We start from the raw sequence: 26,290 nt of genomic DNA, 5'->3' as shown, positions 1-26,290 counted from the left end.
GGCGCGCATTGACTGCGCGCCCCGCCCCATTCTGGGCTCCCCCAGAGCCCGCCCTCGCCATCGCCGCCGCGGACGGCGAGTGGACCGTCGCCCGAGTGCGCCTCCTGGCGATGGCGTTACTGCTGGTGTCGCCGACCATCAAGATCATTCGAGCGCCGGATGTCCCGATCAATGCCTGGGGCTTCGGCATCACCGTGCTGGCAGCGCTGGCCGCCCTCGTCGTCGCGTGGATCTTGCGAACCCGCCCATGGCATCCGGCCATCGGGTTTGCCTCGAGCGCCCTGGACGCCTCCCTCGTGACGACCGCGCTGGCCAGCTTCGCGCTGGTCAGCTCGCCGCTGGATGCCGTGAATTCGAAGGTCACCTTCGAGATGTATTTCCTGGCGATTGCCGCGACCAGCCTGCGATACGACCCGCGCATTTGCCTGGCGATCGGCGCCCTCGCGGTGGCGCAGTACGGCGGGCTGTGGTTGGTGCTGGCCGCGCTGTATGACCTGCGCGACCCGGCGCTGGTCACCGATTCGGGTTCGTACGTCGCGCTGGACCAGGTCACGCGGCTTATCCTTCTCGGTGTCGCCGTCGTGCTGTCAACCACGCTGGTGCGCCGGGCGCAGCGGCTGCAGGACGTCAGCACGCGCGACCGCCTGACGGGCCTCCACAACCGCCTGCACTTCGAGCGGGCGCTCGAGGTCGAAATTGCGCGGGCGATGCGCTACGACCATCCCCTGGCGCTGGCCATCCTCGACGTCGATCACTTCAAGGCGATCAACGACGCCTACGGGCATGCGGCGGGCGACCGCGTCCTGCGGGCGCTCAGCGCCAGGCTGGCCGGCAGCCTCCGCCGTACCGACGTCGTCGCCAGGCACGGCGGCGAAGAGTTCGTCATCCTGATGACCGAGACCACCTCGGCTCAGGCCACCGAGCGCATCGAGCAGGTGCGCCGGGCCATTGTCGCGGAGCCCACGGCCTTCGAGGGCGAGCGCTCGATCGCGATCGATTTCAGCGCGGGCGTGGCCGGCATGCGTGGGCGAGACGATCGCATGGGTGCGGCCACCTTGCTGGATCGGGCGGATGCCCGGCTGCTGGCGGCCAAGCGCGCCGGACGGGGGCGCACCATCGGTGATGCCGCGGACGAGTCAACGGACCCCGTCCGGGAGCAGCCAGACGGCGCCGACTAGAGCAACAGCGCGTCCACCCGGTGGGCGTGCACGAACTGCTCGCGCGGGGACCACTTGAAGATGGTGAAGCGGCCGTCCTGGGAGGCGACCAGCGCCGTGGCATCCCGCTGGTCGTGCACGAACTGCGCAGCCGAGAGGTGCCGGGTGCCGCCCAGTTGCGCCGGCGTGGTCCGGATCGGGACGCTGCCCTCCACAGGCTCGGTCACGTTGATGTGTTCAACCTGCGTGCTGCCGCGCCGCCGGGTGATCTTGGCGCCAAAGGCCAGCACCTCGTAGCGGTCGGTGATCAGGGTGGCCCCGTCAACGGCGGTCAGTCCCGCAATCGCGTCCACGGCACGCTTCAGGTCGTCGGTGTCGGGCGCGGCGGTGCCCATCAGGTCGGCCAGTTCCGAGAACGGCGGGTCGAGGGCGTAGAGGAGGGGCGTGATCACCGATTCGCGCCAGGCGTCAGAATCCGGCGGCACCACCAACAGCGCGCCGCCCCGTCCATGCAGGCGCATCGACGCAGCCATCTGCACCAGGACGGCATTGACGCCGGCGGCCACCGGCCGATCGAGGGCGCCGATCAGCGTGTTGACCAGCGAGGGGCAGTCGGGGACGACCTTGCCGCCGCGCTCGTCCACGATCTTGATCTGATCGCCTTCGAGCACCGCGACGTTGGCGAACTTGCCGAACGGTTCGCTGCGATGTTTCACCACCAGCAGGCCGGATGCCACCACTTCCACCACGAGGCAAAACGCCGGCACGTCACGGGTGGTACCCCACACGTGATAGCCCTCCTCCGATCGCCAGACGCCGACGTGAATGCCGGGCCGCTCCACGGCGGGCGCTACCTTCGCGAGCATCGGCGGCCCGAGCGGCAGGCTGGCGTGGAAGACGAGCGGGTGCCGCGCGTGTTGCGGCGGCAGGAACGCCAGCGAGATGCGCGGCGTGTGACCCTCTTCGCGACGCAGGCTGGCCCAGAACGCCGCGTCGATCAGCGCTTCGATCGCCTCCGGCCCCGGCGCCTCGGCAATCGCGAAACCCTCGCGCGTGCTGGCCGCGGCGATGTGGCGCATGAAGTGGGCGTTGACCGACGCCGCTACGGCGCGGGCGGCCGGATACGTGGGCTGCGGCATGTCCCTTGGATTGTCCCACGCCCCGCCGGGTTACGGCAGGGCCACGGAGGGTCGCACTCGATGGCACGGCCTGGCCACAGGCACCAGGACGAAACACAGCCACGGATTAGGACGAAACACCGCCACAGATTAGGCACTGATCAGTCACAGATAGAAAATCAAATCTGTGTTCAATCTGCGTCAAATCTGCGGCTGTCATGTCTTCTGCGGCCTAGAGCGGGTAGCCAAGCGTCATGCCCAGCACGGTCACCAGGATTAACACGACGGGCGTCAGCACCAGGAAGACCACGAACGTATAGCCCATGACGTCGCGAGCGCGGAGGCCCAGCATCCCGAGGATGGGCAGCATCCAGAACGGCTGCAGCAGGTTGGCCAATGCTTCGCCGAGATCGTAGGCCACCACCACCCAGCCCAGGTGCACGTTCAAAGAGTGCGCCGCGGCCATCACGTAGGGCGCCTCGATGATCCACTTCGACCCGCCGGACGGCACGAACACGCCGAGCACGGCGGAGTAGAGCGCGACCACGGCGGGAAAGGTCGTCTTGGTCGAGACGCCGACGAAGAGCGCGGCCAGCTGCTGGCTCAGGTGCGTGCCGGTGATGACCGCCGCAATGCCCGCGTAGAACGGGAACTGCAGCAGCACGCCCCACACCGCCGGCGTGGCGCCCTGCACGGCGTGCATCAGCCGCGCCGGTGTCTGGTGGAGCAGGATGCCCAGCAGCAGGAACGACAGGTTCACGATGTCGAGGTTGATGGCGTTGAGGGCGTCGGGGGCGCGCGAGAAGTAGCGCGCGAGATAGACGGCGCCGAGCGCGACGACGAAGAGCGGCAGGATGATCGAGTGCTCGAGCCACGCGCCGGGTGTCAGGTCGCGGGTGGCCGGCGCCGGGGCGTGGCGGTCGGTAAGGTCCACGCCGAGGTCGGCGGCCGTGCGCGCGCGGCCGGCCGGCGGCGTCGCCAGCCACATCACCAGCGTGACCACGGCGATCTCGATGGCCACCGACAGCAGGCTCTGCCAGAGAAAAATGGTGTGGGTGAAGGGGATGATCCCGCCGGGCACCAGGCCGCCGCCCGCGACGATCTCGCGGATCTGCGGCTGCAGGGCACCGGCCGTCGCCATCTGCAGGGCGGCGGACCCGCTCAGGCCCTGGGCCCAGATGCTGCCGAGGCCCAGGAAGCTGGCGGCCGCGAGGGCGCGGTAGTCCACGCCCGTCACCCGGCGCGCGACCTCGCGCGCCAGCACGGCGCTGAAGATCAGCGAGAAGCCCCAGTTGAACCACGAGCTGGTCATGGCGAAGAAGGCGACCAGCGCCACCGCGCCGCGAGGGGTCGCCGGCCAGGCGGCGATGGCGACAATCACCGTCCGCATCGGCGCCGAGGTCGCCAGCACGTGGCCGGTGATGATGATCAGCGCCATCTGCATCGTGAACGGGATGAGGCCCCAGAAGCCGGCGCCCCAGATGTCCACGACCTGCGCCGGCGTGGCCGGCGTCCACGCCAGGGCGGCGACGACCACGATCACCGTGGCCAGCAGCGCGAAGATGAAGGCGTCGGGAATCCAGCGTTCCGTCCAGGCCGTGAGGGCCAGGGCGGCGCGGCCGATGATTCCGGGCTCGTCCGCTCCGGGATCGGCCACGCGCTCGCGAGATGGCATGTCCGGGAACCTTAGCACTGGTGCCGCCTTTGGCAAATCCCGGAGGCGATCGGGCGCCTCGCCCCGCTGTTCCTGAGCGTGCGATAACGATTCTGTCGTTCGTCCGCGGTGGTTTCCGCGGTGCCAGGCGGGAATGGCCCTGTTTCGCGTTGGCAGTAAACCTGCAATGTCTCGGCAAGGCATGGTCACCACCGTCGGCAAGTACGCACGTTATGGCGCCATCGCCGTGTGGATCATCACCGGGGGGTGGATGGTGGGCGCCACCGCCGGCGAGTTGCGCACGCTCTGGATGGTCCTGCCCACCCCGCCCGAGGTCTTCCAGGACGTCACCGTGAGGAATGCGGAAGACGCCCAGGGCCGCCGCACCTCGTTCCGCATCCTGCTGTTCAGCGACGAGTTCCGCTGGCGCATCAATTCCTACGACGCCGTCGAGCACGGCGCCACCCGCCCGCGGTTCACCGAAGAGATGAAGGCCGTGCTGAACAGCGCGCGCGAGGTGATCTGCGTCGGCGCGAGTTCCGAAGAGATCCCCGCCGGCGTGTCGTTCGCCGCCGGTCGATTGCGCGAAGAGCGGCGCGCCGCGCTGCGCGCGGAGAAGATTGCGGTGTGGGTGCGCGAGGTGCTGCGGCGGCCGGTCCCGGTCCGCAAGCTGAATGTCGGCCATCATTCGCCGACCGGCGGCGACGACACGTCCGATCAGCGTCGCGTCGTGATCATCCTCGTGCTCGACCAGGACGAAGGCGCCGACATCGACCAGGCGCTGCGATCGGCAATGGCGGGGGAGAGCGTGCGCGCCCCGATCTTCGAGGCGCTGCTGACCAAGTACTCCCTGGGCTCAGGTCCGTCTTTCACGTGGGTGCCCTGACATGAGCGACATACTCGACATGCTTCGTGACGTGCCGCCACCGCTGGTAACGATGTGGGGGGCATGGCTGGCAACCGGCCTCGCGCTGGCCCTCTGGCACGTCAGGGCGAGGGAAGGGGAACGGGAGTACGCCCTGCAACGGGCCGAGGAGGCGCGACGGCCTCGCACCAAATCCGGCGTGCGCCCGCCGTCCGGTGTGCGGTCGTCGGCGCGGCCCAAGATGCCGGCGGCCGATGCCTTTGGCGAGCTGGAAGCGCTGATCGGGCCGGCGCCCTCCACGGGCAACCTCAGCCGCCGCCCCGGCGACTAGAGCGTCGCAAGCAGCTGCGAGATCCTTCTCGCCTGGTTCGTGCGGCCAAAGAAAAAGGCGGGAGCCAGTGGCCCCCGCCTTTTTCCAACCTCTAAGGTCTCACTTCAAGCCTAGCGCGGCAGCCTCAACGAGATGTACTCGCCGGTGTAGTTGCCACCGCTGACGCCGACGACGATGTACTGCTGGCCGTTGATCGAGTAGGTCATCGGCATGCCGAGGACGGGCGCCGGGAGCAGCACTTCGCCGAGCTGCGCCCCCGTCTGCTTGTCATAGGCGCGGAGCATCGCGCCGCGGGCGCGGCCCGGAGGCGCCGTGAACTGCGGATCGCCGACCACCACCAAGGTCTTGGTGATGAGCACGCCGACGCTACCGCCCTGACCGGTCTTGCCGATGTTCAGGCCCTTCAGCAGCGGGTGGTTGCGAATCGCATCGGGCGTGTCGCCGTGGGGTACCTGGAACATGAGCTTGTCCGGGTTCTTCAGGTCGATCGCGGCGAGCACGCCGTAGGGCGGCTTGACGATCGGCAGGCCCTCGAGGCCTTCAGCGAGGGCGCGCCGGCCCTGGCCGCCGGGGAAGTTGATGCCGGCGGGCGGCGCCGCGGGCGCACCAGGCGTGGGCGCGGGACGCTCCACGCGGAGGCCGTAGTTCGGCTCGGCTTCCCAACGCGGCGTGCGGTTGCCCTTGTTGGTCGGCGTCACCTTGGCGAACTCTTCCTCGTCGTAGTGCCCAACGGTGACGTTGGTCATGTTGGCCTGCGAGTAGAAGATGCCGGTCTCGACGTCGAAGCCGGCGCCGGGCCAGTTGGTGCCACCGCTGGTGTTGCCGATGTTGATGCCGCCCAGCAGCTTGGACTCGGGACCCGTGGGCGGCACGTACGGCGTGGGCTCCCAGCGGAACAGCTTGAGGTTCTTCAGCGCCTGCGCGCGCAGCGCGGGCGTGAAGTCGATCAGGTCGCTCTCAGCCACGTAGGTGCGGGCGTACGGGGCCGGCTTGGTCGGGAAGGGCTGCGTCTTCGCCGTCTGCTCGTGTTCCATCGTCGTCTGCGGAACGGGACGCTCTTCGATCGGCCAAATGGGCACGCCGGTGATGCGGTCGAAGCAGTAGAGCCAGCCCTGCTTGGAGGGCACGGCCACAATCTTGCGCGGCTTGCCGTCGATCGTCGTGTCGATCAACAGCGGCGCCGACGACATGTCGTGGTCCCACAGCGGGTGATGCACGAACTGGAAGTGCCACTTGCGCACGCCGGTCTTCAGGTCAACCGCGACGAGGCTTTCGGCGAACAGGTTGTCGCCGGGGCGGTTGCCGCCGTACTCGTCGATGGTGGGCGTTTCAACCGGCAGGTAAACGAGGCCGGCTTCCGGATCCGCGGTGATCTGCGTCCACACACCGTTGTTGCCGGTGTAGCCCGCCGATTCCTTTTCCCACGTGTCGAAGCCGAACTCGCCGCGGCCGGGGATGCCCTTGAAGGCCCACAGCAGCTTGCCGGTCTTCGCGTCGAACGCGCGGGCCTGGCCCTGCACGTTGGTGGCGTACTCGTAGCCGAGGCCTTCGAACATCGACGACCCGACGAGGATCACGTCACCGACGACGGTGGGCGTCGAGTGGAGGCCGATTTCCGACTTCTCGAGGTCGGCCTGCTTGCCGTTGATCATGATGCCGACCTTGAGGTCGACAATGCCGCCCTTGCCGAAGCCGGCCACGGGCTGGCCGGTCTTGGCGTTGAGCGACACCAGCTGGTAGCCGGTCGTGACATAAACGACGCGGTCGTCGCCCTTGCCGTCGGTGTAGTAGGAGAGGCCGCGGCCCGACAGCTGACGGGGAGCCCAGCGCGTCGCGCGCTCGCCCTCATCGAGGCTGTAGGTCCACTTGATCTCGCCGGTGCGCGGCTCGACCGCCACCACGGCGCGGCGCGTGCCGGCCGTCGCATACAGCATGCCCTTGACCATGATGGGCGTGCCTTCGAGCTTGGTCTCGGGCCGGGGACCGAAGTTGTCGGTCTTCAGGCGCCAGGCCACTTCGAGCTTGCTGAAGTTCGTGCCGTTGATCTGATCGAGGGGCGAGTACTTGCTGCCGCGAAGGTCCGCGGTGTACATCGGCCACTCGCCGTTCCTGGTGCTCGGCATCGGGCTGGCCTGTCCGGATACGAGTGGCGCGACCCACGCGTAAGCCGCGACAAGCAGCACCAAAGCGGGCACAACCCGAATTACGATGCGCTTCATGCGTTTTTACTCCTGCAAACTGGGAAACTGACGTCCGTTGGACCGAATCCTTCCCGATTCGATCGCGACATAATAGCGTCTTTCTTGGCAAATGGGACGGCGAAGTGGGCCTAAACGCTGGCTTTGAGCTGGCGGACTTCGTCGGGGGTCAAGTCCCGCCACTGGCCGGGTTTGAGCCGGCCCAGGCCAATGGGGCCCATGCCAATTCGGCGCAAATCCCGCACCGGGAGCCCCACGCTCCGGCACATCTTCCGAATCTGGCGGTTCCGGCCCTCCCGCAGCGTGATGGTCAACAGGGTGGTCGGGCGCGGGCCCTTCACGGTGGTGCCGGCATGGACGTCGGCCGGCGAGGTGCGCCGGCCATCGATGAACACGCCCTTGCGCAGCTTCTCCATCGCCTTGGGATCGGGCAGGCCCAGCACGATGACCTCGTAGACCTTGTCCACCTCGTGCCGCGGGTGGGTGAGACGCGCCGCGAGATCGCCGTCGGTCATCATCAGCAGGAGGCCTTCCGAGTCGAAGTCCAGCCGCCCCACGGGATAGATGTAGGCGCCCTCGCCAATCAGGTCCATCACCGTCCGCCGGCCCTCGGGATCGCTCCGCGTCGTGACGTAGCCTTTCGGCTTGTAGAGGATGATGTAGCGGTCCTTCACGTCGAGCTTGATGCGGCGGCCGTCCACCTTGATGGCGTCGGTGGCGGGATTGGCCTTGGTGCCGAGCGTGCGCACCGTCTCGCCGTTCACCGTCACGCGCCCCTCGAGAATCATCTGCTCCGAGGCCCGGCGCGACGCCACGCCCGCGGACGAGAGAATCTTCTGAAGACGAACGCCCGGACCGGTTTCTTTCACTGGTTCATTATGCCGCGCCAGAACTGGGCGAGGCGCCAAACTTCGGTGAGGCTGGCCGTGCGGTCCACTTCGGCGTGGGTAATCAGCCCGCTCAGCAGGCCATGCACCTCGACCTTGCCCTGCAGGTGCTCCGCGAGCAGCACGGTTTCAACGGAGGGGATGACGTTGTCGTCCACGCCGTGCAGCAGGTACACGGGCGCCAGCGGTGGGACGGCGCGTTCGGCGGAAAGCGTCGGCATGGCCGGGTGGTCCTTCAGCGCGTCGGCAATGGGCAGCAGGATGGGCCCGAGCTTGTCCACGGCGCGGTCGTTCACGTAGGTCATCAGGGTGCGCGAGGGCTCCGGCAGCGTCGCGGCGTAGGCCTTCATCTCGTCGAACACCTTGATGGCGGCGGGCGGGTCGGTGATGGCCAGCGACGAGGCCAGCAGGAAGCCGTCGATGCCGCGGCTGAGCGCGGCCACCTGGTCGGCCGGCACCACGCGGTCGGCGAGGCTCAGCAGCACCACCGCCACCCCGTAGTCGTGCGGCGGGTGCACCGTCACGTGGCCGGCGCCGGCGACCGCCGAACTGTGCTTCGCCCGCTCGAGGTCGCCCAGCACCTCGCCGGAACACAGGTAGTGCATCACGCGGGCGAGGTCGCCGTGCCCGCCGAACGACATCACGAACGCGATTCGATCGCGAATGGACGTGCGGCCGGCCGCCACCACCGACAGCCCGCCCGAAAAGCTGATCCCGAGCAGGCCCACCTTGCCATCGGGCGCGTACTGCGGCTGCCCGCTGGCCCAGATCACGGCGTCTTCAATCACGTCGGTGACCTGCGGCGTGATCTTGAACTTCTGCAGATCCGGGGCGGCAATCGTGAGCACGCCGAACCCGGTCGCGGCGAGGTCTTCGGCCAGGCCCACCAGCCGCGATTCGTTGATGCCGTCGCGATGCACGCCCGGCATCAGCAACACGGTGCGGCGCACGCGGCCCGCCGGTCGATAGAAGCGCGCCGGCACGTCGCCCGCCCGCGTCGGCACGCTGAACAGCGGCTCGCGCGCAAAGGCGGAGGCGCGCCACCCGGCCACCGTCGCGGGCGCGCCGGGAATGTCGGCGGCACGAATGATGAAGCCGAGGGCGTCGAGGTACGGAAGGGTCAGCGCGCCGAGCGCGACGACCAGTGCGATGACAATCGCCGCCTGGCTGCGGCGCGAGAGGGACACGCCGGAATGGTACACTGAACCTTTGTGAAGAACCTCATCATCGCGATTGATGGACCGTCCGGCGCCGGCAAGGGCACCCTGGCCCGCACGCTGGCCGGCCGGCTCGGCTACCAACATGTTGACACCGGCGCCATGTACCGGGCCGTGGCCTGGAAGGCGGCCCACGACGGGCTGTCGCTCGACGACGACGGCGCGGTGTCGGCCGTGGCGACCAGCGCCGTGCTCGATCAGGACGGCGGCCGCATCACCATTGACGGTCACGACGTGACCCGCGCCATCCGCACGCCGGAGATCGACAAGGCGGCGGCGGCGGTCGCCCGCCTCCCGCATGTGCGCGAAGTGCTGGTCGGGCGCCAGCGTGCCCTGGGGGCGGCGGGCGCCGTGGTGATGGAGGGACGTGACATCGGCACCGTGGTGTTTCCGGACGCCGACATGAAGATCTATCTGGATGCCTCCGCCGAAGAGCGGGCCCGCCGCCGCGCCTCGGATGGCGCGCATACCGGCAGCCAGGCCAGCCTGGCGAACGTGCAGAGCGATCTGGTCGCCCGCGACAAGACGGACTCCACGCGCGCCGTGGCGCCGCTGACCCTCGCCAAGGACGCGATCTACATCGACACCACGGAGATGCCGATCGAGGTGGTCGTGAACCACGTGATGATGCTCCTGCACGAGAAGATGCTCGGATGACGCCCGACGAGTTCCGCAAGGCGGGTCACGCGCTGATTGACTGGATCGCCGACTATCGGGCGACCGTCGAGTCGCGGCCGGTTGTTGCCCAGTCCGCGCCGGGCGACATCAAGGCGAAGCTGCCGCCGGCGCCGCCCAAGCACGGCGAGTCGTTCGACACCATCGCCGCCGACATCGACACCGTGGTGATGCCTGGCATCACCAACTGGCAGCACCCGCGCTTCTTCGGTTACTTCCCGTCCAACGGCCTGTTCGCGAGCGTGCTCGGCGACCTGCTGAGTTCGGGTCTCGGCGTGATCGGACTGGCGTGGCAGTCGAGTCCCGCCCTGACGGAAGTCGAGGAGGTCACCCTCGACTGGATGCGCCAGATGCTCGGCCTGTCGCCGGCCTGGAGCGGCGTGCTGAACGACACCGCGTCCACCAGCACCCTGGTGGCGCTGTTGTGCGCGCGCGAGCGGGCCACCAATTACAGCCTTGGCCGCGGCGGCTTGCAGGCCGAAGCCAGGCCGCTGATGGTCTACACCACGGCCCACAGTCACAGCTCGGTGGAGAAGGCGGCGCTGCTGGCCGGCTTCGGCCGTGAGCACGTTCGCGTGGTGCCGCACGACACCGCCTACGCGATGCGGCCGTACGCGCTCGACGCGCTGATCCAGGCCGACCTCGCCGCCGGCAATCGCCCGTGCGCGGTCGTGGCGACCACCGGCACCACGACGTCCACGGCGCTCGATCCGCTGGCGGCCATCGCCAAGGTGACTACCGAGCACGGTGTGTGGCTGCACGTTGACGCCGCCATGGCCGGCTCGGCGATGATCCTCCCCGAGTGCCGCTTCATGTGGGAAGGCGTCGAACAGGCCGACTCGCTCATCGTCAACGCGCACAAGTGGCTGGGCGCGGTGTTCGACTGCACGCTCTACTTCGTGCGCGACCCGGAACACCTGGTGCGCGTGATGTCCACCAACCCGAGCTATCTGCAGACGGCCGCCGACGGGCGCGTGAAGAATTACCGCGACTGGGGATTGCCGCTGGGCCGCCGCTTCCGCGCCCTCAAGTTGTGGTTCCTGATCCGCGAGCAGGGCGTCGAGGGCCTGCAGGCCCGCTTGCGCCGCGACATCGCCAACGCCGAGTGGCTCGAAGGACAGATCAAGGCCACGCCCGGCTGGAAGGTGCTGGCGCCGGTGCCGCTCCAGACGTTGTGTGTCCGCCACGAGCCGGGCTGGCTCAGTGAGGAAGCGCTCGATCTGCACACCCAGGCCTGGGCCGCGCGCGTGAATCAATCAGGCGCCGCGTACCTGACACCCGCAATCCTGGACGGCCGCTGGATGGTCCGCGTCTCGATCGGCGCCGAGCAGACGGAACGCGTCCATGTCGAGCAGCTGTGGGCATTGATGCAGCAGGCAGTAGTGCCAGAAGGGCGGGACTTCAGTCCCGCCGGGAATCAATCATGACATTCGACGTCTTCAATCCCGCGACCGGCGCCGTCCTTGACCATGCGTTCGATGCCGGCCCCGACGACGCGCGAGCCGCCATCGAGCGGTCGGTCACCGCCTTCCCGTCATGGAAGGCGAAGACCGCCTTCGAACGCGCTGACATCTTGCGCCGCTGGCGCGACCTCATCCTCCAGAACGAAGACGCGATCGCGCGACTCATGACCGGCGAGATGGGAAAGCCGATTACCGAGGCGCGCGGCGAGGTGAAATACGCCGCCGGGTTCGTGGACTGGTACGCCGACGAAGGCAAGCGCGCCTACGGTGACATCATCCCCACCCATGCGGCCGGCAAGCGGCTGTTCGCCATGCGGCAGCCGGTCGGGCCGGTCTACGCGGTGACGCCGTGGAACTTCCCCGCGGCCATGGTCACGCGCAAGGTCGCGCCGGCGCTGGCTGCCGGATGCACCGTGGTGCTCAAGCCGGCGGAGCAGTCGCCGCTGACGGCCGTGCGCCTCGCGGAGCTCTGGGTCGACGCCGGCGGGCCCGCCGACGCGTTCCAGGTACTGACGACCTCCGATCCGGCCGCCGTCTCCGCGCCCTTCTTTGACGACGCGCGTGTGCGCAAGCTGACGTTCACGGGCAGCACCGAAGTGGGAAAGCTCCTCTACGCGCAGGCCGCCCGCACCGTGAAGCGCGTGTCGCTCGAACTGGGCGGACACGCGCCGTTCCTCATCTTCGAAGACGCCGACGTGGCCCAGGCGGTCCAGCAGGTGATGGCCACCAAGTTCCGCAACGCCGGCCAGACCTGCGTGTGCGCGAACCGGATCTACGTGCACGATTCCATTCGCGAGGCGTTCGTGGCGCGCATGGCCGAAGCGGTGCAGGCACTGCGCGTGGGCGATCCGCTGAACGACGCCACGCAGGTGGGACCGCTCGTGGATCGGGCGGGGCTCGACAAGGTGACCGCCCACGTGGCGGATGCGGTGTCGAAGGGCGCCCGCGCCGTGGTCGGCGGTCGCGCGCGCGAGGGGCTCTACTTCGATCCGACCCTGCTCGTGGGCGTCGCGCCGGGCATGCGCATCCTCGATGAAGAAACGTTCGGGCCGGTCGCGCCCATCGTCGGGTTCACCTCGGAAGCGGAGGTGGTGCAGGCGGCCAACGACACGCCCTACGGGCTGGCGGCGTACTTGTGGACACGCGACCTCGGACGCGCGTTCCGCGTGGCCGAGGCGTTGGATTATGGAATTGTCGGAGTCAACGACGGCCTGCCGGCGACGCCCCACGCGCCGTTTGGCGGCGTGAAGGCATCGGGCATCGGCCGCGAGGGCGGCCGGTGGGGTCTGGATGAGTATCTGGACGTGAAATACGTGTCGATCGCGTTGCCCAGCGGCGGCTAAAGCCGCCGCTCTCCGAACGTTCGGAGGGCGATGGCTTCAGCCATCGCCGCGCTATTCCTGCTCGTCGAAGTCGTCCTTCGAGGCCGGGTCGAGTTCCCAGCGGTGGCGGTCGCGGTCCACGATCTCCTCGCCGCCCTGCAGTTCTTCGTCGTCCGCGTACTCGACGCCGAGGGCGCGGCCGATTTCGTCCACCACATCCTGATCAGGCGTGGGGTTGTCGCCGCCCGGGGCCTCGTCGCCGACGGCCTCGGCGGACTGCCAGTCGGCGTCCACATCCCCCGCGGTGAGGGCGGGGCTCGCGGCGTTGTTCCGCTGCATCTTCTGGTTCATGTCTTCCCGCCCGCTGTGCGCGGCGGAGGCCATCCGGCCGACCATGCCGAGGCTGGAGGGCAGGCCGTGGATGTCGGCCACGGTCTTGCGCGGCCGGTCGAGGTTGGCCTTCTTGGGCGGCGTGAACGCCGCCTTGACGCCGGCCTTCACGGCCTTGGCGGTGACCACGGCCTTCCTGACGGACTTGACCGCCTTATTCCTGGTGGCCACTATCTTCTTGCCGGCGGCGGATTGCTTCACCTTCTTCACGACCACCTTGGCCTTCGCCTTGGCGACCTTGGCGCCGGCCTTGGCTCTCCTGGTGGCGGCGGCCCTCGCGCCCGCGGCCTGCCGTGACGCCTTCTTCAGCGGCTTTTTGGCCTTGCGGGCCACCGCTTTCGCGGCCTTCACGCCTTTTTTGACCGCTTTCTTGACGGCTTTTCGGACCGCGGCACGGGGCGCGGCCTTCTTGGTAGCCTTCCTGGCAGCGGGCCTTGCGGGCTTCTTGCGGGCCATGGCGAAATCCTTTCGGCGTTCTTGACAGTTAGCGCTAAGTAACGTAACCTCTATCGGTTACGCGGGCTGCCAGTTTCCAGTTCACTTCACAAGTTCCGCTGTGATCACGACGCTGGCACCCTGACAGTAGCAAATCTGAGAGTAAAGGACACGCACCGCAAATGGCAATTTCGCAGGACGAACAAAACCCCGCTTCGGAGCCTCAAGGCGCGGCGACCCCCGCGGCCCGGATCCCGGGGAAGCAGGCGCTCAAAACCACGTCACCCTGGGGTCATGACGATGATACCGACCCACAGGAGTATGCCCGCCTGCTGGACCTTTACGATAACAGCTTCCGCAACCTCGCGGAAGGTGAAGTCGTCAAGGGCACCGTTCTCAAGGTCACCGCAAATGAAGTCGTAATCGACGTCGGCTACAAGTCCGAAGGCGTGATCGCCGTGGACGAGTTCCTGGACGAGACCGGCCAGGTCATCGTTCGCGAAGGCGACGTGGTCGACGTGCTGCTCGAGCGCACCGAAGACCGTGAAGGCCACATCGTCCTCTCGCGCGAGAAGGCCGAGAAGATGAAGATTTGGGACGAAGTCGAGCGCGCCTTCCAGGAACGGAAGGTCGTGATCGGCCGCGTCGTCGAGCGGATCAAGGGCGGTCTCGCCGTGGACATCGGCGTCCGCGCGTTCCTGCCCGGCAGCCAGATCGACGTGCGTCCCGTGCGCAACCTGGACGCCCTCAAGGGCCAGGAACTGCGCATGCGCGTGATCAAGGTCAACAAGAAGCGCGGCAACATCGTGCTGTCCCGCAAGGTGCTTCTCGAAGAGGAGAACGCCGAGAAGAAGAAGTCGACGCTCGAGACGCTGGCCGAGGGCAAGGTCCTCCGCGGCGTGGTCAAGAACATCACCGACTACGGTGCGTTCATCGACCTCGGCGGTATCGACGGCCTGCTGCACATCACCGACATGTCGTGGGGCCGCGTCGGGCATCCCTCGGAGCTGTTCAAGGTCAACGACGAGATCGACGTGGTGGTGCTCAAGTACGACCAGGCCACCGAGCGCGTCTCGCTCGGCCACAAGCAGTTGATGGCCGACCCGTGGACCACCGTGATGGATCGGTTCCCGGCCGGCGCCCGCATGAGCGGCAAGGTGGTCAGCCTGACCGACTACGGCGCCTTCATCGAGCTGGAGCCCGGCGTCGAGGGCCTGATCCACGTCAGCGAAATGTCGTGGAGCAAGCGCGTCAAGCACCCGTCGAAGATCCTCAACGTCGGGGACTCGGTGGAAGCCATGGTGCTCGGCGTCGATCCCGCGGCGCGCCGCATCTCGCTCGGCCTCAAGCAGGTCGAGAGCAACCCGTGGCACGAGCTGGCCGAGAAGTACCCGGTCGGCACGAAGATCAAGGGCAAGGTCCGCAACCTCACCGAGTTCGGCGCGTTCGTCGAAGTCGAAGAAGACATCGACGGCCTGATCCACATCTCGGACATGTCGTGGAGCAAGCGCGTCAAGCACCCGAGCGAAGTGCTCAAGAAGGGTGATGTCGTCGAGGCGATGGTGCTCAGCATCGACGCCGAGAACCAGCGCCTGTCGCTCGGCCTCAAGCAGCTGGCCACCGACATCTGGGAAGACTTCTTCGCCCGTCACCAGGTCGGCTCGACCATTGACGGCAAGGTGGTCCGCATGACCAACTTCGGCGCGTTCGTCGAGCTCGACGAAGGCATCGAAGGCCTGATCCATGTCAGCGAGTTCGACGATTCGCAGGGCGGCGAGAAGATCGATCTGGAAGTCGAGAAGAGCTACCAGATGAAGATCATCAAGCTCAGCCCGGCGGAGCGGAAAATCGGCCTCAGCATTCGCGCACTGACCAACGCCAACTACCGCGCCGACTACGAGTCGTTCTCGGAGGCGCAGGGCCAGGGCGGCGCGACGCTGGGCGATCACCTGAAGCACAAGTAACCGCGTTACTGACTGATATGACGAAGGCGGAACTGGTCGAAGAAGTCTCGCGTGTCTCGGACCTCACGAAGAAGCACTCGGAGGTCATCGTTGACACCGTGTTCGAGAGCATCATTGATGCGCTCAAGCGCGGTGAAAAGATCGAGCTGCGCGGATTCGGCAGTTTCCGCCTTCGTAAACGCGAGCCCCGCAAGGGCCGCAACCCCAAGACCGGCGACAAGGTGGACGTGCCGCCCAAGCGCGTTCCCTATTTCAAGCCGGGCAAGGAATTGAAGGACCTGATCAACCGGGAAACCGGGGAGCCGCCCGACGGCGCCCCGGTCCCACCGCCCACCGACGGCGCCTCCGGCCCCCTTTAGCGGTCTGCCGGGCACCCTCTCCGAACCGTTCGGGTAGGGCACCCCTTTATGGGGTGCCATGAGAGGCAAATTGGAACGCATCTGGTCTCCCTGGCGACATTCCTACGTGACCCGCGCTGAAGACGCCGCCGACTGCGTGTTCTGCGCCGCGCCGGCCTCCGAATCCGGACGGCAGCTGGTGGTGCACGAGGGCCAGCTCGCGTACGTCATTCTCAACCTCTATCCCTACAACGCCGGCCACCTGATGGTGGTGCCGCGCCGCCACATCGCCACGCTGGCGCTGCTGACGCCGGACGAACTGAGCGAGATGGCGCGGCTGACGCAACTCTGCGAGCAGGTGCTCACTGAGGCATTTCATCCGCAAGGGATCAACGTCGGCATGAACCTCGGCCGCCCGGCCGGGGCCGGCATCGTCGATCACCTGCACACCCACCTGGTTCCGCGCTGGAACGGCGATACCAACTTCATGACGGTGGTTGGTGAGGTGCGGGTGCTGCCGGAAGAGCTGCCGCGCACCGCTGAGCGACTGCGGCCAATCTTTCAAAAACTGTCGTAGCCTCCGGCTTTAGCCGGAGCTTCCGAAGTTAGCCACAGAGAACGCAGAGGACACTGAGCCTCCCTCGCCCCTTCATGGGTCTACTCGGACCGTGAACCTGAAATCGCCCAAATCGTGATTCGCGCCACCACAGAGAAGGCATAAGTTGTGATGCCGGCAACAAACGCCGCAAATCCAGCAAACGCATCCAGTGCCTGCGGCGCGTCATTCGCGATGGTGATCACGAGAATAGTCAGTCCTGCGGCCAGGATGGAGACGCCCAGCCAGGCAACCTCTCGCGCAAGTCTCTTTGTCATCGATCTCTTGAACTGACACCTAAACGCAGTCAAAACTCCACTCCGTGACACGAGCGGTCGTCAATCTCTCATCGACGAACATCGCGAACAGGCCGACCGAGTAGCGACCACAGCCCCAAACCGGGCTGCGCTCATTCGCGACTTCAATCCGGAGTTCCTTCACGAAGGTTCGCTCGTTATCCACTTCGTGCGAACGTTCAAACTTAACGTGCTTGGTTCGTAGGTACTCCTCGACTGCTTCCAGCGTCGTCCCAATCTTCACATCTCGAACAAACTCGCGTGTGAACTGCTCTGCTTTGAGCAGGTTCTCTGCATGGATGCGCTGCACCTCTTGCCTATCGTGCCGAATGAATACGGTGAGAGCGATGAGGGACGCCACGGCGAGCAGAGCAACCGCTTTCTTCGACATGCGTGGTTTCGTGCGCTCCGGCGGCATGACGGTATCGTAACGCTCCTTGGTATCAATGCTTCTAATACCCCTCTTCTGGTAGAGTTATATTGCTTGGCCTTCGCTGATGAGGTTGTGATCTCCACAACTGCCTCAGGTGCAATAGGCCCACTGACGCGGCGAAACCTGATGACCTTCGACCTGACCCCTGAACAGCAAGCTCTCGTTGACCATGTCCGCGCCGCCGTGGCCGCTGGTCCAACCCTGAAATCACTCCAAGCACTGCTTCAGCGCGAAGCCGTGCCGACGACGCTGGCCGTCGAGGAGGTGTCGATGAGCGATGCCGGACTCGGCGCGCAGCTCGGATTCGAGGCGCTCGCCGGAGAGGCCCCGGGAACGGTGCTGGCGCTGCCGGGGCTGCTCGGCAGCGAGGGGGCGCTGGCGGCCGTTGGCGCGGGCAATCTCGATCGCGCGCGGCTGGTCGTGGCCGCCGTGGCCCTGGGCGTCGGCCGTGCGGCCACGGCGCATGCGGTGGCCGCGATGAAGGCGGCTGGCGTGCGTCCGGGACCGGACGAGCGGGCGCCGCACTGGGTGTTCGCCAACGCCGCCACCGAAGTGGAAGCCGCGCGGCTGCTGACCTACGAAGCGGCGCAGGCTGTCGATCGCGGGGACGGGGAAGCTGGGACGATCGTGGCGCGGGCGAAGGTGTTTGCGGCGAAGGCGGCGGAGCAGGCGGTCGACGCCGCGATTCGGATCGAAGGCGCTGGCGGCTACGTGCGAGGCGGCGTGCTCGAGCGCCTCACCAGAGACGCCCGAACACTGGCCGTTGTCTTGGCACCTTAGGCCCGCCTGCGCTCGCCCCGACAAGACCGGCGAGCTACGGCGAGGTCTCGCCGTAGCGGCCTCCGGCCGCGAAGGCGGACACCCTAGGCACCCTGGCTCTTATCCGAGAATGTTTTTGGCGATGGTCATGAGTTGCATATTCGTCGTGCCTTCGTAGATCTGGCCGATCTTGGCGTCGCGATAGAGCTTCTCGACCGGGTACTCCTTGACGAAGCCATTGCCGCCGAACAGGTTGATCGCCATTGAGGCGACTCGCTCGGCGACCTCCGACGAATACACCTTGCACATCGCGGCTTCGGTCAGGAACGGCAGCCCCGCGTCGCGGAGCCGCGCCGAGTTGTAGACCAGCAGGCGCGTCGCCTCGACGTCGATGGCCATGCGCGCCAGCTGGAACTGCACGCCCTGGAAGTCGGCGATCGACTTGCCGAACTGCTTGCGCTCCTTGATGTACTTCACGGTGTGGTCGAGCGCACCCTGCGCCAGGCCGAGCATCTGCGCGCCAATGCCGATGCGCCCTTCGTTCAGCGTCTCGATGGCGACCTTGTAGCCCTTGCCAATCTCGCCGAGGATCTGCGACTTCGGGACGATGCAGTTGTCGAAGAGCAACTCGCAGGTGCTGCTGGCGCGGATGCCCAGCTTGTCTTCCTTCTTGCCGACGGTGAATCCCGGCGTGCCGCGATCGACGATGAAGGCGGTAATGCCGCGATAGCCGGCCTCGGGGTTGATGGTCGCGAACACGATGAACATGTCCGCTTCGTTGCCGTTGGTGATCCAGAGCTTGCGGCCCGTCAGCGCGAAGCCGTCACCCTGCTCGACGGCCCGGGTCGTGAGGGCGAAGGCGTCGCTGCCCGAGCCCGCTTCCGACAGGCAGTAGGCGCCAATCGTGTTCGTCGCCAGCCTGGTGAGGTAGGTCTTCTTGATGGCGTCGGTGCCCCAGCGCATCACCGCGTTGATCACCAGCGTGTTCTGCACGTCGACGAGGACGCCCACCGAGGGGTCGACCCGCGACAGGCTCTCGACCGCGAGCACCGAGTGGAAGAACGTACCGCCGGCGCCGCCATAGCTTTCGGGCACCTCGACGCTGAGCATGCCCATGGCGAAGAGCTTCTCGATCAGGGCGGGGGACATCTTGGCGTGCTCGTCCATCTCGCGGGCGAGCGGACGCACTTCCTTGTCGGCAAATTCGTAGACGCTGTCGCGAAAGATGACTTCATCTTCGGCGAGCCTCGTCAGCGCAGGGACGGCGGCGATCGTCTGAGTCATGAAACCTCGGGGTTCATCGACAAACCCATGGTTTGTCGCCAAGAGAGCCGGGAAAAGACCAACTACTCGCGGAAAACGTCAATGTTATCATCGACCCCACGGCCATGCGCATCACGCCTTCGCGCTCGGTTCTGCTGCTGGCGGCCACTCTGGTGGCCGGCCTGGCCGTCGTGCGCGCCGCCGCCTCCGCCGAGGCGACGACGGACGTGACCGCGGACAGGCAGGGCACCGGTGCCGCCACGCCAACCCCTGCGGCGCCGGCGCCAGAGAAGCCCGCGCCTGACGGGCAGGCCCCAAGCCCCAGGCCCCAGGCCGAGCAACCAGTCTTCCGCACCGGCATCAACTTCGTCCGCGTCGATGTCACGGTGACCGACCGCCAGGGCAACCCGGTGGACGACCTCAAGCTCGAAGACTTCGAGATCACGGAAGACGGCAAGGCGCAGAAGGCCGAAACCATGCGGCTGGTGAAGATCGACGCCCTCACCGCGCCCAGCTACACGCAGCGGAGCATCCGCTCCCGCAACGACGAAGAAACCGCGGCGGCCGACGAGAGCTCCCGGATCTTCGTGTTCTTCCTGGACGACTATCACGTCCGCAGGGAGAACAGCATGTCGGTGCGCAAGCCGATCGTCGAGTTCATCGCCAACCAGCTGGCGCCCAACGATCTGGTCGGCGTGATGTACCCGTTGACGCCGATCGATGCCGTGGTGCTGACCCGCAATCACCAGGGCGTGATCAACACCGTCGAGAAGTTCGAGGGCCGCAAGTACAACTACGAGCCGATCAACGATTTGGAGCGCGCCTACGTCTACAAGCTCACGCCCGACGTCATCGAGCGGTTGCGCCGGCAGGTGTCGCTCTCCGCAATCCGCGGCATTTCGACCAAGCTCGGGTCGCTGCGCGAGGGGCGCAAGTCGGTGATCCTCGTGAGTGAGGGCTACTCGGCGCTGCTGCCGCCGCAGATGCGCAGCGACCAGCCCGGCGGCTTCAACGACCCGGGCCGCGCGACGCGGGACCCGTTCGCCGGCGACAACAATCCCCTGGAAGAACGCGCGCAGTTCACCGCCGGCATCGACCTGCTGCAGGAACTGCAGGACGTGTTCGCCGCCGCCAACCGCAACAACACGTCCATTTACGCGCTCGATCCCCGCCGCCTCTCCACCGGGGAGTTCGACATCAGCTCGAACATCTCGATGTCCACCAGCCAGGCGTACCTGAACTCGAGCGTCGACAGCCTGCGGTCGCTCGCGGAAAACACCGACGGCCGGGCCATCGTGAGCCGCAACGATCTCGGGAATGCGATGAAGCAGATCGTCCGCGACGCCAGTGCCTATTACCTGGTCGGCTACACCTCGTCGCCGGCGCCGGTTGACGGCAAGTTCCACGAGATCAAGGTCAAGGTGAAGCGGCCCGGCGTGCAGGTGCGCGCGCGGCGGGGGTACTGGGCCTACACCGAGGCCGACGTGAAGCGCGCGGCCGAAGGGCCGCGGGCCAGTCCGCCGACGGCCGTGTCGAAGGCGCTCTCGGCGATCGCGCCGATGACCAACCGCCGCTACGTGCGCACGTGGATCGGCACCGGGCGCGGCGCCGCCGCCGGGCTGACGAAGGTGACCTTTCTGTGGGAGCCGCTGCCGGCCACCCCCGGCGTGAAGCGGGACGAGGCGCGGCGGGTGACGCTGCTCGCCACCTCGCCCGCCGGTGACATCGTCTATCGCGGCCGCGTGCCGTCGACGCTGGCGCCGGCGGGCGCGGGCGCCGCGATCAGCTTCGACGCCAGGCCGGGCCGGCTCGACTTGCGCATCACGGTGGAGGGCGACGGCACCGGCACGCTCGACACCGAGAACCGCGATCTCGTGGTGCCGGACCTGTCGGCGCCCGAGGTGATGCTGGGGACGCCGAAGGTGTGGTTCGCCCGTAACGCGCGGGAGTTCACGGCGCTGGCGGGCAGCACCACGACGCCACCGGTGGCGACCCGGGACTTCCGGCGCACCGATCGGCTGCTGGTGCGCGTCGACGCGTTCGCGCCCGGCGCCGAGCCGCCGGCCGTCACCGCGCAACTGCTGAATCAGCAGGGTTCGAACATGGGGAATGTGACGGTGACCGCGCCGCCGGCGGCGGGCGAGGCCTACACGGTCGATCTGTCGCTGGCGAGTTACGCGGCGGGGCAGTATCTGCTGGAGATCACCGCAAACGCCGAAGGCCACAAACCCGTCACCGAGCTTGTGGCCTTCCGGATTGGTTCGTAGGGGTCAGACCCCTTCCCAGCAACCTTGAAGGGGTCTGACCCCTGCGCTAGGCGTACATCCCGCGCATCCGCGTGACCGTCGCCACGCGGCCAATGGCCACGATGTAGGCGGCGGCGCGCATGTCCACCTTGTATTTCTGGGCCGTCTTCAGGACCACGTGAAACGCCTCCATCATCTTGGCTTCGAGGCGCTCGTTCACTTCCTTCTCGGTCCAGAAGTAGCCGTGGCGGTCCTGCACCCACTCGAAGTACGACACCGTCACGCCGCCGGCGTTGGCCAGAATGTCCGGCACCACGAACACCCCGCGCTCGTGCAGCAGCTTGTGCGCCTCGGGCGTGGTCGGACCGTTGGCGCCTTCGACGATCAGCCTGGCCTTGATGTCGTTGGCGTTCTCGTCGGTGATCTGGTTTTCGAGCGCGGCCGGGATCAGGATGTCGCAGTCGAGCTTGAAGAGGTCGGCGGCCTCGAGCGGGTCGCCGCCGGCGAAGCCGTGGACCGTCTTGTGTTCCTTGACGTGGTCGATCAGCTTGGGCACGTCCAGGCCCTTGGGGTTCTGGACGCCGCCCTTCCAGTCGGTCACGCCGACAATCGTCGCGCCCTGCTGCGCGAGCAGCTCGGCGGCAATGGAGCCGACGTTGCCGAAGCCCTGCACCGCGACCCGCGATCCCTGCAGTTCGAAGCCGAGGTGCTTCGCCGATTCACGGGCCACGATCATCACGCCGCGGCCGGTGGCCTCGCGCCGCCCGAGTGAGCCGCCCATCTCGACCGGCTTGCCGGTGACCACCGCCGTCGAGGTGTGGCCGACGTGCATCGAGTAGGTGTCGGAGAACCACGCCATGATCTGCTCGTTGGTGTTGACGTCGGGTGCGGGCACGTCCTTGTCGGGCCCGATCGAGTCGATGATCTCCGCGGTGTAGCGCCGGGTCAGCGCCTCCAACTCGCGCCGCGACATCTTGGTGGGGTCGCAAATCACGCCGCCCTTGCCGCCGCCGAAGGGCAGTTGGGCCACGGCGCACTTCCACGTCATCCAGGCCGCCAGCGCGGTGACTTCGTCGAGCGTGACGCCGGGATGGTAGCGGATGCCGCCCTTCGCCGGCCCGAGCGTGACGTTGTATTGCACGCGATAACCGGTGAAGACCTGAATCTCGCCGTTGTCCATCTGGACCGGGCACGAGACGATGATTTGCCGCTTGGCGTGCGTGAGCATCTGCCAGAGGCCCGGTTCGAGTTTGAGAATACGTGCCGCCCCTTCGAACTCCTGGAGCATGGCGCCAAAAACGCTACCCTGTTGCGTCATCAAATCCTCGATTGAGAGACCAATCGACCGTTACTGTCTCGGTCAGTCCAAACGATCCAACGTACCGTCGAATCAGCCGAAATGTCAATTCGCTATCCGTAGCATGAGTTATTGGTATCGATTCCAGAGCTCCAACACGTCCGCCGATTGACTGTGCAAACGGCCGAGCAGGCCGCGAACCTCGCTGTTGTAGGATGCAGTCCGTTTTGGGGGGCCAGTCGGAAATGTCAGGCTGAAGGGAGTCGAACACATGACCCGCATACGCACTGTTGTCGCGGCCGTCGCCCTGCTTGTCTGCAACCCAATCCACGCGAGGGCTGACGTCGTGTCGGACTGGAACGCCATCGCGATCGCGACCTTGGTCAGCCAGGGGCAGAGCCCATTCGCTCAAGCGCGCCTCCTGTCTATTACGCAGCTCGCGGTGTTCGAGGCCGTCAATGCGATCGCCCATGAGTATGAGCCGTACCTCGGGACGGTGGTCGCGCCGCTCGGCGCGTCGGCTGATGCGGCGGCGGTGACCGCCGCATACCGGGTACTCAAGACCTACTTCCCAGCCAACGTGACGCTCGACCCTGCGTATGCGGCGTCGATGGCGGCCATTCCAGACGGCACGGCCAAGGCCGACGGCGCCGCGACCGGAGAGGCGGCGGCCGCGCAAATGATTGCCCTTCGCGTTGGCGACGGCTCGACACCGCCGGCGTTCTACCTGCCGGTGTCGGCAGAGCCGGGCGTGTGGCAGCTGACGCCCAGTTGTCCCGCCGCCGGTGGCGTCAATTTCCACTGGCAGGGGGTCACGCCATTCGGCGTTCCGAGCGATCCCGGCGACCAGGCGTGGATCGCACAATTCCGCCCGGCGCCGCCGCCGGCGCTCACCAGCAACCGGTATGCGAAGGACTACCACGAGGTGATGAGGGTCGGCAGCCTGACGAGCACGGAACGGCCGCAGGATCGTGCCGATGTGGCGCGGATCTACGCCGCCTCCTCGCCGGGGTTCGTGTTCAACCTGGCCGCCCGGCAAGTCGCCGCCGCGCAGGGCCGGTCGCTCTCGGAGAATGCGCGTGCCCTCGCCTTGATCAACATGGCCAGCAACGACGCGTTAGTCGCCTCGTTCGAGGCGAAGTATCACTACCAGCTCTGGCGCCCTGAGACCGCGATTCGCGCCGATACCGACGACAACCCGAAGACCGCCCCCGACTTCGCCTTTGTGCCGTACATCAGCACGCCCTGTTTTCCAAGCTATCCGTCGAATCATGCCAGCGGCAGCAATAGTGCGGCTGAGGTGCTGAGGCGGCTTTACGGCGCCGGCGGCCATGCCATCACGATCGCGAACCCCGCGGTGCCGGGCGTGATTCTCCAGTACACCAGGTTCGAGCAGATCACCGACGACATCGACGATGCGCGCGTGTATGGCGGCATCCATTTCCGGTTCGATCAGAGGGCTGGTGGCCGGCTGGGACGCGAGGTCGCGACATACGTTTACAAGCACAACCTGCGCAGGGTGCACCGGGACGACAACTGAGCGCAGAACCGGAGCGCCGGGACCGGCGGGACGGCCCTGTCACGTGCCGAAGGCGGCCAGGGCCGCCCTGATCCGTACGCACCCGGGCGCGGTTGCCGTGGGTCAGGGCCGCGTATCTCCCTATATAATTAGGGACGGTATGAAAAGCGTGGTCGATCGCACGGAGACTCGGAAGAACCGTTGGGAACGCGAGGTGGTCGAGCCGACCCTCCGCAAGTCGCCCGAGCGTACGGGCCCCTTCACGACCATCTCCGGCCGCGCGATCGAGCGGCTCTACACGGAAGAAGACGTCGCCGGCATCGACTACGACCGCGACATCAACAACCCCGGCGAGTTTCCCTACGTTCGCGGCATTCACCCGACCGGCTATCGCGGCAAGCTCTGGACCATGCGCCAGTTTGCCGGGTTCGGGACCCCGGAAGAAACCAACCAGCGCTACCAGGACCTGGTTGCCGCCGGCGGTACCGGCCTCAGCGTGGCGTTCGACCTGCCGACGCTGATGGGCCGCGACCCCGACCACGCCCTGTGCCTGGGCGAAGTGGGCAAGTGCGGCGTCAGCGTGATGTCGCTGGCCGACATGGAGCGCCTGTTCGCAGGCATCTCGCTCGCCGACATCACGACGTCGATGACCATCAACTCGCCGGCGCCGATGATCTTCGCGATGTACCTGGTGGTGGCCGAACAGCAGGGCGCCGACTGGAAGACCATTTCGGGGACCATCCAGAACGACATCCTGAAAGAGTTCATCGCCCAGAAGGAATTCATCTTCCCGCCGCGCGCCTCAATGCGGCTGATCACCGACATCTTCGCGTTCTGCGCGAAGGAAGTGCCGAAGTGGAACACCATTTCGGTGAGCGGGTACCACATCCGCGAAGCGGGATCGACGTCGTTGCAGGAGCTGGCCTTCACCTTGCGCGACGGCCTGGAATACGTGCAGTACGGCGTTGATGCCGGCCTCGACGTCGACGACTTCGTGCCGCAGATCTCGTTCTTCTTCAACTCGCACAGCGACTTCTTCGAGGAGATCGCGAAATATCGCGCCGCGCGCAAGCTGTGGGCCGAGGCCATGAAAAACCGGTTTGGCGCCAAGAACCCGCGGTCGTGGAAGCTGCGGTTCCACACCCAGACCGCCGGCGTCTCGCTCACCGCGCAGCAGCCGTACAACAACGTGGTGCGGACGGCGTTGCAGGCCCTGGCGGCGGTGCTCGGCGGCACCAACTCGCTGCACACCAACTCGCTGGACGAGGCGCTCGCGCTGCCGACCAAAGAGACGGCGACCATCGCCCTCCGCACGCAGCAGATCATCGCCCACGAGAGCGGCGTCACCAACGTCGTCGATCCGCTGGGCGGGTCCTACTTCATCGAGAAGCTGACCCAGGACATGATCGACGGCACCCTCAAGTACTGGGACACCATCGACCGCATGGGCGGCATGGTGGAGGCGATCGAGCGCGGCTATCCGCAGAAGGAAATCGCCGAGGCCTCGTACCTGTTCCAGCAGGCGGTCGAGCGCCGCGAAAAGGTCATCGTCGGCGTCAACGAATTCATCCAGGCCGACGACAAGCCGATCGAGATCCTCTACATCGACGACACCGCGTCAGGCGTCCAGTTGAAGCGGCTCGCCGAGTTGAAGCAGTCGCGCGACAACCAACGCGTGCGGCGCGCGCTCGCGGCGCTGAAAGAGGTGGCGCAGGGGAGCGGCAACACCATGGTGCCGCTGCTCGAGTGCGTCCGGGCCTACGCGACGGTGGGCGAGATGTGCGACACCCTGCGCGAAGTATGGGGCGAGTACGAAGAAGTGCCCGTCATTTAGTGATTTGGTGGTTTGGTGATCTCGTGATCGGGAT

Annotated in this window: 22 protein-coding genes and 1 pseudogene; 13 read left to right on the top strand and 10 right to left on the bottom strand. The window is 66.8% G+C overall.

Going from position 1 to position 26,290, the window contains the following annotated elements; all coding sequences use genetic code 11:
• Positions 1-8 precede the first annotated feature (8 nt).
• Entirely contained in the window at positions 9-1,178 is a 1,170-nt protein-coding gene (locus WC815_12050) for a GGDEF domain-containing protein (protein ID MFA5909503.1), read from the top strand.
• On the opposite strand, the gene WC815_12045 is transcribed toward WC815_12050, so the two are convergent.
• Both WC815_12045 and WC815_12040 read right to left on the bottom strand, forming a co-directional pair.
• Positions 1,175-2,296: a putative sensor domain DACNV-containing protein gene (locus WC815_12045; protein ID MFA5909502.1), complete on the bottom strand. Its 1,122-nt coding sequence runs from the start codon at positions 2,294-2,296 to the stop codon at positions 1,175-1,177. The genes WC815_12050 and WC815_12045 overlap by 4 nt on opposite strands.
• Before the next feature lie 211 nt (positions 2,297-2,507).
• Complete coding sequence (locus tag WC815_12040; protein ID MFA5909501.1) at positions 2,508-3,950, bottom strand: TIGR00366 family protein; 1,443 nt, start codon at positions 3,948-3,950, stop codon at positions 2,508-2,510.
• A 166-nt stretch (positions 3,951-4,116) separates the two neighbouring features.
• Here WC815_12040 and WC815_12035 point away from each other — a divergent pair, with 166 nt between their 5' ends.
• The gene (locus tag WC815_12035) at positions 4,117-4,815 is read left to right on the top strand and encodes a hypothetical protein (GenBank protein MFA5909500.1); all 699 of its coding nucleotides are present in this window, start codon (positions 4,117-4,119) and stop codon (positions 4,813-4,815) included.
• Position 4,816: 1 nt separating this feature from the next.
• Positions 4,817-5,125, top strand: a complete 309-nt coding sequence (locus tag WC815_12030) for a hypothetical protein (protein MFA5909499.1) — start codon at positions 4,817-4,819, stop codon at positions 5,123-5,125.
• 110 nt (positions 5,126-5,235) lie between these two features.
• On the opposite strand, the gene WC815_12025 is transcribed toward WC815_12030, so the two are convergent.
• The 3 genes from WC815_12025 to WC815_12015 form a co-directional block, all read right to left on the bottom strand.
• Positions 5,236-7,344 carry a PQQ-binding-like beta-propeller repeat protein gene (locus tag WC815_12025; protein MFA5909498.1) on the bottom strand — a complete coding sequence of 703 codons (2,109 nt, stop codon included), beginning with the start codon at positions 7,342-7,344 and terminating at the stop codon, positions 5,236-5,238.
• 110 nt (positions 7,345-7,454) lie between these two features.
• Entirely contained in the window at positions 7,455-8,192 is a 738-nt protein-coding gene (locus tag WC815_12020; GenBank protein MFA5909497.1) for a pseudouridine synthase, read from the bottom strand.
• Positions 8,189-9,397 carry a hypothetical protein gene (locus tag WC815_12015; protein MFA5909496.1) on the bottom strand — a complete coding sequence of 403 codons (1,209 nt, stop codon included), beginning with the start codon at positions 9,395-9,397 and terminating at the stop codon, positions 8,189-8,191. The genes WC815_12020 and WC815_12015 overlap by 4 nt, the downstream gene beginning before the upstream one ends.
• A 24-nt stretch (positions 9,398-9,421) precedes the next feature.
• Between WC815_12015 and cmk the strand changes: the two genes are divergently transcribed.
• Genes cmk through WC815_12000 form a run of 3 tightly spaced genes read left to right on the top strand, consistent with a single transcriptional unit; the run spans position 9,422 to position 12,908 of the window.
• Positions 9,422-10,084: a (d)CMP kinase gene (gene cmk / locus WC815_12010; GenBank protein ID MFA5909495.1), complete on the top strand. Its 663-nt coding sequence runs from the start codon at positions 9,422-9,424 to the stop codon at positions 10,082-10,084.
• Entirely contained in the window at positions 10,081-11,529 is a 1,449-nt protein-coding gene (locus WC815_12005; protein ID MFA5909494.1) for a pyridoxal-dependent decarboxylase, read from the top strand. The genes cmk and WC815_12005 overlap by 4 nt, the downstream gene beginning before the upstream one ends.
• On the top strand, positions 11,526-12,908 hold the full coding sequence (locus WC815_12000; GenBank protein ID MFA5909493.1) for an NAD-dependent succinate-semialdehyde dehydrogenase: 1,383 nt from the start codon (positions 11,526-11,528) through the stop codon (positions 12,906-12,908). Before WC815_12005 ends, WC815_12000 begins: the two co-directional genes overlap by 4 nt.
• Positions 12,909-12,959: 51 nt before the next feature.
• Here WC815_12000 and WC815_11995 read toward each other — a convergent pair whose 3' ends face one another.
• Positions 12,960-13,733, bottom strand: coding sequence for a DUF6335 family protein (locus WC815_11995; GenBank protein MFA5909492.1), 774 nt, complete (start codon positions 13,731-13,733; stop codon positions 12,960-12,962).
• A gap of 161 nt (positions 13,734-13,894) precedes the next feature.
• Between WC815_11995 and WC815_11990 the strand changes: the two genes are divergently transcribed.
• The 3 genes and pseudogenes from WC815_11990 to WC815_11980 all read left to right on the top strand — a co-directional run bounded on the left by WC815_11990 (position 13,895) and on the right by WC815_11980 (position 16,591).
• Entirely contained in the window at positions 13,895-15,676 is a 1,782-nt protein-coding gene (locus tag WC815_11990) for a 30S ribosomal protein S1 (GenBank protein MFA5909491.1), read from the top strand.
• Between the two features lie 17 nt (positions 15,677-15,693).
• A pseudogene (locus WC815_11985) lies at positions 15,694-15,960 on the top strand (integration host factor subunit beta).
• 181 nt (positions 15,961-16,141) lie between these two features.
• Positions 16,142-16,591, top strand: coding sequence for an HIT domain-containing protein (locus WC815_11980; protein MFA5909490.1), 450 nt, complete (start codon positions 16,142-16,144; stop codon positions 16,589-16,591).
• A gap of 80 nt (positions 16,592-16,671) precedes the next feature.
• On the opposite strand, the gene WC815_11975 is transcribed toward WC815_11980, so the two are convergent.
• A complete protein-coding gene (locus tag WC815_11975; protein MFA5909489.1) occupies positions 16,672-16,887 on the bottom strand; it encodes a hypothetical protein in 216 nt (71 codons plus the stop codon).
• Between the two features lie 19 nt (positions 16,888-16,906).
• Positions 16,907-17,323 (bottom strand): hypothetical protein, encoded by a 417-nt coding sequence (locus WC815_11970; GenBank protein ID MFA5909488.1) that lies wholly within the window; start codon positions 17,321-17,323, stop codon positions 16,907-16,909.
• A gap of 141 nt (positions 17,324-17,464) precedes the next feature.
• Here WC815_11970 and WC815_11965 point away from each other — a divergent pair, with 141 nt between their 5' ends.
• Complete coding sequence (locus WC815_11965; GenBank protein ID MFA5909487.1) at positions 17,465-18,118, top strand: acyl-CoA dehydrogenase family protein; 654 nt, start codon at positions 17,465-17,467, stop codon at positions 18,116-18,118.
• 99 nt (positions 18,119-18,217) lie between these two features.
• Here WC815_11965 and WC815_11960 read toward each other — a convergent pair whose 3' ends face one another.
• Positions 18,218-19,381: an acyl-CoA dehydrogenase gene (locus tag WC815_11960; GenBank protein ID MFA5909486.1), complete on the bottom strand. Its 1,164-nt coding sequence runs from the start codon at positions 19,379-19,381 to the stop codon at positions 18,218-18,220.
• Between the two features lie 104 nt (positions 19,382-19,485).
• On the opposite strand from WC815_11960, the gene WC815_11955 reads away from it, so the two are divergent.
• On the top strand, positions 19,486-21,627 hold the full coding sequence (locus WC815_11955) for a VWA domain-containing protein (GenBank protein MFA5909485.1): 2,142 nt from the start codon (positions 19,486-19,488) through the stop codon (positions 21,625-21,627).
• A 46-nt stretch (positions 21,628-21,673) separates the two neighbouring features.
• Here the strand turns inward: WC815_11955 and WC815_11950 are convergent, their stop codons facing one another.
• Entirely contained in the window at positions 21,674-22,924 is a 1,251-nt protein-coding gene (locus tag WC815_11950) for a Glu/Leu/Phe/Val dehydrogenase (GenBank protein MFA5909484.1), read from the bottom strand.
• 250 nt (positions 22,925-23,174) lie between these two features.
• On the opposite strand from WC815_11950, the gene WC815_11945 reads away from it, so the two are divergent.
• Together WC815_11945 and WC815_11940 are read left to right on the top strand one after the other, a co-directional pair.
• Entirely contained in the window at positions 23,175-24,443 is a 1,269-nt protein-coding gene (locus WC815_11945) for a vanadium-dependent haloperoxidase (GenBank protein MFA5909483.1), read from the top strand.
• Positions 24,444-24,582: 139 nt separating this feature from the next.
• On the top strand, positions 24,583-26,256 hold the full coding sequence (locus WC815_11940; protein ID MFA5909482.1) for a methylmalonyl-CoA mutase family protein: 1,674 nt from the start codon (positions 24,583-24,585) through the stop codon (positions 26,254-26,256).
• The last annotated feature ends 34 nt before the right edge of the window (positions 26,257-26,290 follow it).

The sequence above is a fragment of the Vicinamibacterales bacterium genome, assembly GCA_041659285.1.
Lineage (GTDB): Bacteria > Acidobacteriota > Vicinamibacteria > Vicinamibacterales > UBA2999 > 12-FULL-67-14b.
The sequence above is the reverse complement of the archived record's forward strand: the minus strand, read 5'-3'. Positions and strand labels throughout refer to the sequence as shown.

Coding starts and splice junctions, on each gene's coding strand:
- WC815_12045 (MFA5909502.1), bottom strand. CDS start 2,296: ATGCCGCAGCCCACGTATCCGGCCGCCCGCGCCGTAGCGGCGTCGGTC.
- WC815_12040 (MFA5909501.1), bottom strand. CDS start 3,950: ATGCCATCTCGCGAGCGCGTGGCCGATCCCGGAGCGGACGAGCCCGGA.
- WC815_12035 (MFA5909500.1), top strand. CDS start 4,117: ATGTCTCGGCAAGGCATGGTCACCACCGTCGGCAAGTACGCACGTTAT.
- WC815_12030 (MFA5909499.1), top strand. CDS start 4,817: ATGAGCGACATACTCGACATGCTTCGTGACGTGCCGCCACCGCTGGTA.
- WC815_12025 (MFA5909498.1), bottom strand. CDS start 7,344: ATGAAGCGCATCGTAATTCGGGTTGTGCCCGCTTTGGTGCTGCTTGTC.
- WC815_12005 (MFA5909494.1), top strand. CDS start 10,081: ATGACGCCCGACGAGTTCCGCAAGGCGGGTCACGCGCTGATTGACTGG.
- WC815_12000 (MFA5909493.1), top strand. CDS start 11,526: ATGACATTCGACGTCTTCAATCCCGCGACCGGCGCCGTCCTTGACCAT.
- WC815_11995 (MFA5909492.1), bottom strand. CDS start 13,733: ATGGCCCGCAAGAAGCCCGCAAGGCCCGCTGCCAGGAAGGCTACCAAG.
- WC815_11990 (MFA5909491.1), top strand. CDS start 13,895: ATGGCAATTTCGCAGGACGAACAAAACCCCGCTTCGGAGCCTCAAGGC.
- WC815_11975 (MFA5909489.1), bottom strand. CDS start 16,887: ATGACAAAGAGACTTGCGCGAGAGGTTGCCTGGCTGGGCGTCTCCATC.
- WC815_11970 (MFA5909488.1), bottom strand. CDS start 17,323: ATGCCGCCGGAGCGCACGAAACCACGCATGTCGAAGAAAGCGGTTGCT.
- WC815_11965 (MFA5909487.1), top strand. CDS start 17,465: ATGACCTTCGACCTGACCCCTGAACAGCAAGCTCTCGTTGACCATGTC.
- WC815_11960 (MFA5909486.1), bottom strand. CDS start 19,381: ATGACTCAGACGATCGCCGCCGTCCCTGCGCTGACGAGGCTCGCCGAA.
- WC815_11955 (MFA5909485.1), top strand. CDS start 19,486: ATGCGCATCACGCCTTCGCGCTCGGTTCTGCTGCTGGCGGCCACTCTG.
- WC815_11950 (MFA5909484.1), bottom strand. CDS start 22,924: ATGACGCAACAGGGTAGCGTTTTTGGCGCCATGCTCCAGGAGTTCGAA.
- WC815_11945 (MFA5909483.1), top strand. CDS start 23,175: ATGACCCGCATACGCACTGTTGTCGCGGCCGTCGCCCTGCTTGTCTGC.
- WC815_11940 (MFA5909482.1), top strand. CDS start 24,583: ATGAAAAGCGTGGTCGATCGCACGGAGACTCGGAAGAACCGTTGGGAA.